The 7,296-nt window shown below is 33.4% G+C and carries 8 protein-coding genes; all 8 read left to right on the top strand.

Features of this window, described 5'->3' with window-relative positions; genetic code table 11:
• Positions 1-367 precede the first annotated feature (367 nt).
• The 8 genes from ACYQ4S_RS10040 (at position 368) to ACYQ4S_RS10005 (ending at position 7,138) form a co-directional block, all read left to right on the top strand.
• Positions 368-2,278 carry a BglG family transcription antiterminator gene (locus tag ACYQ4S_RS10040; protein ID WP_459770931.1) on the top strand — a complete coding sequence of 637 codons (1,911 nt, stop codon included), beginning with the start codon at positions 368-370 and terminating at the stop codon, positions 2,276-2,278.
• The gene (locus tag ACYQ4S_RS10035; protein WP_459770929.1) at positions 2,279-2,599 is read left to right on the top strand and encodes a PTS lactose/cellobiose transporter subunit IIA; all 321 of its coding nucleotides are present in this window, start codon (positions 2,279-2,281) and stop codon (positions 2,597-2,599) included.
• A gap of 11 nt (positions 2,600-2,610) precedes the next feature.
• The gene (locus ACYQ4S_RS10030) at positions 2,611-2,913 is read left to right on the top strand and encodes a PTS sugar transporter subunit IIB (protein ID WP_459770927.1); all 303 of its coding nucleotides are present in this window, start codon (positions 2,611-2,613) and stop codon (positions 2,911-2,913) included.
• A gap of 18 nt (positions 2,914-2,931) precedes the next feature.
• Complete coding sequence (locus ACYQ4S_RS10025) at positions 2,932-4,233, top strand: PTS sugar transporter subunit IIC (protein WP_459770925.1); 1,302 nt, start codon at positions 2,932-2,934, stop codon at positions 4,231-4,233.
• Positions 4,233-5,705: a glycoside hydrolase family 1 protein gene (locus ACYQ4S_RS10020; protein ID WP_459770923.1), complete on the top strand. Its 1,473-nt coding sequence runs from the start codon at positions 4,233-4,235 to the stop codon at positions 5,703-5,705. The genes ACYQ4S_RS10025 and ACYQ4S_RS10020 overlap by 1 nt, the downstream gene beginning before the upstream one ends.
• A 276-nt stretch (positions 5,706-5,981) precedes the next feature.
• Positions 5,982-6,332, top strand: a complete 351-nt coding sequence (locus ACYQ4S_RS10015) for a hypothetical protein (protein ID WP_459770921.1) — start codon at positions 5,982-5,984, stop codon at positions 6,330-6,332.
• A 3-nt stretch (positions 6,333-6,335) separates the two neighbouring features.
• Positions 6,336-6,680, top strand: coding sequence for an IS1634 family transposase (locus tag ACYQ4S_RS10010; RefSeq protein WP_459770932.1), 345 nt, complete (start codon positions 6,336-6,338; stop codon positions 6,678-6,680).
• A 104-nt stretch (positions 6,681-6,784) separates the two neighbouring features.
• Positions 6,785-7,138, top strand: a complete 354-nt coding sequence (locus tag ACYQ4S_RS10005) for a hypothetical protein (RefSeq protein WP_459770920.1) — start codon at positions 6,785-6,787, stop codon at positions 7,136-7,138.
• Positions 7,139-7,296 lie beyond the last annotated feature (158 nt).

Genomic DNA, 7,296 nt, shown 5'->3' with positions numbered 1-7,296 from the left:
AGTAAAAGGAGACCGGAATCATTGGATAATTGACCGCCATCGTTTGACATAACCAAATGGGGATTGAATTGTAGTTGCTTTTCTTGTAAAGTTGACATTGAGCACACCTCTTGTTTTTGTTGTTTTGGTCGACTTTACAATAACATAGAGTGTGCTCTTTTTGTATATTTTTTTCTTCACCCAACGGGTGAATAAGGAATAGATTGATAAACCTTATTAAAGCGGGGTAAATGCCTGTTCTGACAAGGTACTATGAATTATTCAGGTTAAAATAGAAAAATAAAAGTTTCCACATTAATGAGGAAAAGCATTGAATGAAAGCGCAGACATTATGTATTATATTTATTTTTGAGAGGAGGCATTGGTTTTGGATAAAACGTTCTTACAGATAATAAGATTTCTTGAAAAAAGAGATACAGCAGTAAGTAGTGCTGAAATTGCAGATAATTTAAGATTATCAACTAAAACAATTTTAAGTAGAATCAAAAAGTACGGAGATGATATTCAATCCAAAGGAGGGGTAATTAAAAGTAGGCCAAGGGTTGGTATTTCTTTGGAAATACAGGATCAGGATTTATGGAATAAAAACTTTCATGAAATGAATACCCCAATATTTAGTGAGCCTCAACAAAGAATGGAATATATCATATTAAGTTTATTGTTATCTGAAGAACCAATAGCACTAGAGGATTTTTCAGAAAAATTATATTCAAGTTACTCAACTGTAGGAAATGATTTAGTTTCTATTAGACAAGAACTTGCTAGCCATAATTTGGAGCTCATAAATGTTAGAGGTAAAGGGTATTTGATTCAAGGGAAAGAATCAGATTTGAGAAAATATTTTTCTATGAAAATAAGGAAAATGAATTGGTTAGAAATGCTTTTTGATGGAAAAGATGCTATAAATTGCAATGAAATTGAGCTGAATATAAAAAGGATATTGGCTAAAAACTATTATCACTTATCAGATAATAGTTTTGAAAATCTCAGTGTTCACATTTATATCATGATAAATAGGATAAAAAATAATAAGTATGATCGATCTAAATTTGATGAGAATCATCTAAATGATTTTTCGCCAAAAGTGAAATCTATAGCTGAAGAGTTGGCAGATTATATAAGTACAGTAATTGATACTGACCTACCTGTTATAGAAATTTATATGTTAATGATTCAATTATCCGCCAAGCAGGTGATTGCGAATAAGAAAAAAATTGTAATCTCTGATGAAATATTGGAAATGGTTAACGAAATGCTAATTCTTATTAAAAACTCTTTTCATATTGATATGAGTAATAATATTGAGTTAACAAGAAATCTGGCTCTGCATCTAGTGCCTTTAAATTATAGGTTAGAATATAACATAAAAATAGAGAATCCTTTGGTGGAAGAAATTAAAAAGAATTTTCCTTTAGGCTACATTTTATCGAATGAAGCGAGTAAGGTAATTTCGAATAAGTATGGGAAGCAACTAGATGAGAATGAGATTGCACTATTGGCACTACATTTGAATTTGGGACTTCAGAGAGTTAGAGAACCAAAACAAACAATTAGGAAGAAAAGAGTGTTAATTATCTGTGGCACAGGTATTGGAACAGCAAAGATGCTTGAATATCAAATTATGGAAAAGTATGGAGAATATATAAAAAGCACAAATGTTAGTGATTCAATTAATGTGGACCGTATTGAATTATCACAATATGATTGTTTGATTTCAACAACATCACTTCGTAAAGAATATGAGATACCTTCACTGCATGTTAACTACTTTTTAACAAAAGAGGATTTCAATAATATAGAAAATTTGTTGATAGAAAAGGATAGAGAGAAGCAGATAGAGAGTTTTTTCTCCGAAGATTTATTTTTTGTGGATATTAAAGGTGATACAAAAAATGAAGTAATTAGGGAAATGATAAAGAGAGCTAATCAAATTAAGGAACTGCCTGATCAATTATTAGAATCAATCTTAAAGCGAGAGGAGTTATTTTCAACTGAAATAGGTAATGGAGTAGCAATTCCGCATCCATTTGAACAATTTGATATAGAGACCCAATCTATTATTTCAATATTAGAACATCCAATAAAATGGGACAAGAAAAAAGTTCAATTTATTATGATATTTATGATTGGAAAAAATGATAAAAACAGTTTACAACTATTTTATCAGGCGATAAGTAGTTACCTTGTGAATTCTTATAAAATCAACAAAATTATAAAAGAAAAAAATTACAATAATTTTATAGAAGATATCAAAGAAAATAATGGTGGAGGTCATTAAATGGATAATTATGAACGAGAGTTTCAGTTAATCTTACATGCAGGTGATGCAAGATCTAAAGCGATGTTGGCAACTGAAGAAGCTAGAGATGGTAATTTTGATTTAGCAGAAAAATTAGTGGCTGAGGCAAAGGAATCATTTAAGCAGGCACATAAAAGTCAAACGTCATTGATTCAAGCAGAAGCAAAGGGGGAAAAAACGGAATTAAACATACTATTAATACATGCTCAGGATCATTTATCAATAGCTTTAACCAGTATGGATAATGCTCAGGAATTTATTTCTATCTACAAAGTATTACATCATAATAAATTAATTTAGGAGGAATTATAATGAGAATAATGTTAGCGTGTGCTGCAGGGATGTCTACAAGTATCTTAGTGAACAAGATGGAGGAATCGGCTAAAGAACAAGGGAAAGACTATAAAATTTGGGCGGCAGATCAAAGTTTGATTGAGGACCAGTTGGATGATTTTGATGTGTTATTACTAGGTCCACAAGTGGCACATACTTTAAAGAAAGTAAAACGTATCGTGGGTGACAAGGCTCCAGTGGCAGTCATTAAAGCAATTGATTACGGTCGTGGTGATGGTGAGGCAGTATTGAAGTTCGCAGAGGAATTAATAAAAGAATAATAAAGAGGAGAGACCACTATGTCAGCAATGGAAAAATTTACTGAAATAATTCATGATGTAGCCGTATGGGTCGATGATAATAAGTATTTATCAGCTATAAAGAGAACCTTTACGCTATATATGCCATTTGTAATTGTTGGATCGTTTTCAACATTATTTAATGTTTTATTATCCAGTCCGACAACAGGACTTGCTCAGTTCAGTATGTTTGAATGGTTAGGAGCTCTAACTCCAGCTTTTGATGCTATGAATTTTGCGACGTTAAATAGTATGTCTTTAGCTATTCCTGTAATACTTGGTGCAGTCTTAGGCCAAGCGAACAAAGTTAATCCAGTTACTAGTAGTGTATTGGCCTTAGCGACCTATATAAGTGTCATTCCACAAAGTGTTGAGGTCGTTTTAGAAGGAGCTTCACAGTTAGCAGCCGGGTTACCGGTTAGTGCGATAAATGCATCAGGACTATTTGTTGGAATGATTTCAACAATTCTTATTGTTGAATTGTTCAGCAAGTTAACCAACATTGATAGACTTATAATCAAAATGCCACCAAGTGTTCCAGCAGGAATAACTGAATCGTTTAACGTATTAATTCCAATTGCACTAACTTTAATAATCTCATCTATCGCTGGACAACTATTTGTTTTAGCAACAGGAAATTATTTAAACGAATATATCTATGCGATTATTCAGGCTCCATTAGAAGCTATAGTACAGACACCAGCTGGTATAATAATATTAGTAGTTCTATCGCAAGTATTTTGGTTAGTAGGTATTCATGGTGGATTAATAGTATCACCTGTAAGAAATCCCTTGTTAATAGCGGCTTTAGCACAAAATATTAATGAATTGAATGCAGGTTTAGAACCTTCTAATCCAGTAACTATGGGATTCTGGATTGTTTTTATGGTAGTAGGGGGAGCCGGACTTACTTTATCATTAATTATTTCATTATTGTTATTTTCAAAAAATGAAGATTCAAAGGCTATAGCAAAAATTTCATTAATTCCAGGATTATTTGGTATCAGTGAGCCTATTGTGTTTGGACTACCATTAGTATTGAATCCTACATTTGCAATACCATTTGTTTTTTCATCAGGAATAGGTACTGCTATTGCTTTATTCTTTAACAATATCGGATTCATTTCACCAAATACTGTAGACGTGCCATTTGGGATTCCACTGGGGTTAAACGCATTTTTAGGGTATGGATTGTCAGGGGTAATTGTGCAATTGATTATTCTAGTAGTTGGTATTGTATGCTATATTCCATTTGTTTTAGCTGAGAATAGAATTAAACCAGAGCTAGAGGAGAGTAAATAATGACTAAAATTAATTTTCCAGAAGGATTTTTATGGGGTGGCGCAACCGCTGCCAATCAACTTGAAGGAGCCTGGAATGTTGATGGTAAGGGTATGTCAGTAGCGGATGTTGCGATGTTTAAGCCAGAAGTTGATGTAAAGGACTATAAAAGTCAATGGCATGTTGGTATTGATGATATAAAGAAGGCGATGGCTACTGATGATGAAGTGTATTATCCTAAACGACATGGGATAGATTTTTATAATAGATATGAAGAAGACTTAAAGTTGTTTGGTGAGTTGGGCTTTAAAACATTAAGAGTATCCATTGCTTGGACAAGACTTTTTCCGAATGGAAATGAAGAAAAACCAAATGAAAAAGGGATTCAATTTTATAAAAAAATGTTTGATGAAATGAGAAAAAACAATATTGAGCCTTTAGTCACATTATCCCATTATGAAATGCCTCTCTATTTAGTTAATGAATATGACGGATGGGTTTCTAGAGAGGTAGTAGATTTCTTTGTAAAATTCTGTGAAGTATGCTTTAGAGAGTTCAAAGATCAGGTTAAATATTGGTTATCATTCAATGAAATTGATAGTGTATTCCGACATGCTTTTACGACTGTTGGGGTTGTTGAAGAAAAGTACACTAATAAAAAAGATGCGGAAGAAGCTATTTATACTGCGGTTCATCACCAGTTTGTTGCTAGTTCTTTAGCGACAAAAGCAATGAGAAAAATTATTCCCGGGGCACAAATGGGAGCGATGTTAACTAGATTATTAACATATCCTGAAAACAGTGATCCGCTGAATATTGAATTAGCTCAGAAAATAAATAGGGATAATTTCTTTTATTCTGATGTTCAAATTAGAGGAAAATATCCACAACATGTTTTGAATTATTTTGAAAAAGAGAACTTTAATATTCCTATTTTAGAGGAAGATATTGAAGTATTAAGAGAATATACAGTTGATTTTCTGTCATTTAGTTATTATATGTCGCTAGTTTCGTCTATTCATGAGGAGGAACGTGAAAAAGTAGGTGGTAATGTAGCGGATGGTGTAAAAAATCCATCCTTAGAAACTAGTGAATGGGGATGGCAAATTGATCCTAAAGGATTAAAGATAGCTCTAATTGATTTATATGATCGTTATGAAATCCCACTATTTATTGTCGAAAACGGAATGGGTAGTAAAGATGAATTAATTGATGGAGAAGTACATGATGATTATCGTATACAATATTTTAAAGATCATTTCTTAGCTATGAATGATGCAATAAATGAAGGTGTAGAGTTAATGGGATACACATCATGGGGATGTATCGACCTAGTAAGTGCATCAACTTCTCAGATGTCTAAACGTTACGGATTTATTTATGTAGATTTAGATGATTATAATAAGGGAACTCTAGCAAGATATCCAAAAGACTCATTCTACTGGTACCAAGAAGTAATTAAGACAAATGGCCAATCATTGGTAAGTGAGTAGATTTTTATACTCAAAAATAAGTCTCTATAAATTTTCAAGAAGTGAATAATATTCGAAATAAAGATGTTGGTGAATTTTTATCAGCATCTTTATTTTGATGTGCGCCTGGCATGGGTGCTAACTTGGTGGTGAAAGTCCACTACATGCTTGGCAGTAGGAACTGTTAGATAATGGCAAGGGTGTCCCCCGTGAGGTGGAATCTGAAGGAAGCCGGAGGCAAACACTCGCACAGACGAACAGAAATCTCATATGAAGGCTGAATTAGGATGGACGAGCTTGCATCACAAAGTAAAGTCCGATACTGCACGAGTTGTAGAAAAGCATTCTATACCGATAAAAAAGAGGCGAAAAAAGGCCAAGATTGTAGCAAAATTTGATCCCCATAAACCCATCCCTAAAAATGACCAACGGTCATTCAATGTCGGGTATTTATTTTTACAATCCCTTTATCATCAACTAAAGCTGGATAAGGTCTGCCGCATCATTTCAGACAAACACAACTTTTCTTATGACTTAAACACGATACTCTCTCGACTGATTTATATGCGTATACTGAATCCCCGGTCAAAGAAAGGAACGTTTGAGTGTGCGCAAGATTTACTTGAAGCGCACGAAGTAGAATCCTAGCACATTTATCGTGCCCTAGATGTTTTAGCCGAAGAATCAAATACTATCGAAGAAATGGTCTATCAGAACAGTTTAGAAATTGTGGAACGTAACCAACAGGTATTATATTACGATTGCACGAATTTCTATTTTGAAATTGAAGAAGCCGAAGGCTTAAAACAATACGGCATGTCTAAAGAGAATCGCCCTAACCCCCTTGTTCAAATGGGTCTGTTCATGGATAGTAACGGGCTGCCCCTTTCTTTCGTGATTCACTCAGGCAACCAAAATGAACAACCGACGTTAAAGCCATTGGAAAAGAGAATTATACGCGATTTTAACTTTAATGTTAAGTTGAAAATAATGTGAAGTCCTCCGTGATATGAACTATTGAACGGTTTTCTGATAGATATTACTTTACATTAATGAGTCAATAGCAAATAATTGAGGTACATATTATAGGAGGGATTTCCATGAGTATTTCAACCGACGGTTGTGAAGATGCAGATAAATTACTACAGAAGTTTGAAAAGTATATTAAGGATCATTACCCTAATCATCGCACGCAAAATTTTTATATTAAAATTATGTCAAAATTTAATGATTCTTATTTAGTGGCTAGCGAGAATATAGACAAGGCATTATCTCACTATTACTATTCAGTAACCAAAACAATCCCCTATCAAAAACCAAAAACGGATTATCTGAGATCTAAGGCTAGGGTAATCTTAGTTTTTAAAGATGTTATACAAGGCATCTCCCCACAGAAAAAATATTTTTCAGACCATCTATATTCAGTTCATAATAACTCAAGTTTCGCACCCTAATAAATGCTTCACAATCCTATCGGATTAACCTTCACCAAAGAAATTACGCAGCAATTTGTTCTTGGTTTGACTGATTTCCAATCAAAATTTCTTTGAATGCCGCCGGTAATGTGTCGATTAATTGATCGAGCAACGCCGTTACTTGTTGTTCGGATAAT

Source organism: Alkalibacterium sp. s-m-28, from assembly GCF_054658175.1.
Note: the sequence above shows the minus strand (reverse complement) of the source record. Positions and strands in the feature narration are given on the sequence as shown.